The 568-nt window shown below is 66.5% G+C and carries 1 protein-coding gene; it reads left to right on the forward strand.

Annotated features, from left to right (window positions below; all coding sequences use genetic code 11):
* The coding region (locus sphsw_RS20560; protein ID WP_327195649.1) for a deoxyribodipyrimidine photo-lyase at positions 1-568 on the forward strand (568 nt) is incomplete at both ends.

Raw genomic sequence — 568 nt, forward strand, 5'->3', positions numbered from 1 at the left:
GAGCGGGTGTTCGCGACACGCCAGTATGAGCCATGGTGGCGCAAGGCCGAGGATGCGCTCGGCGACGCGATCTGCCTCCATGATGGCAACCAGCTGGCTCGGGTCGAGAGCGTCACGACCGGAGCAGGCGGGCAGTTCCGTGTCTATTCGTCGTTCTGGAAAGCATTGTCGCAGATGATGCCGCCACCGGAACCGGTGGCGATGCCGCGCAAGATCGATGCGCCGGAGACGTGGCCGGAATCGGACGCGGTGGAGAGCTGGAAGCTGTTGCCGACCAAGCCCGACTGGTCGGGTGGCTTTTCCAACTGGCGCCCCGGTGAGGACGCCGCGCGGAAGGCGGTGGCGCGGTTCGCGGACGTCGCCGACGATTACGACCACGACCGCAACATACCCTCGACCGAGGGGACGTCCCGGCTGTCCCCGCATCTTCATTTCGGCGAGATCAGTCCTCGCCAGGTCTGGCATGCCGTCTCGGGACACGGCGACGGCGTCACGACGTTCCGCAAGGAAGTGGCGTGGCGTGATTTCACGCAGGGCGTGGTGCTGGCGCTCCCCGATTATGCCCGCC

The organism is Sphingomonas sp. FUKUSWIS1 (assembly GCF_000733135.1).
Lineage (GTDB): Bacteria > Pseudomonadota > Alphaproteobacteria > Sphingomonadales > Sphingomonadaceae > Sphingomonas > Sphingomonas aerolata.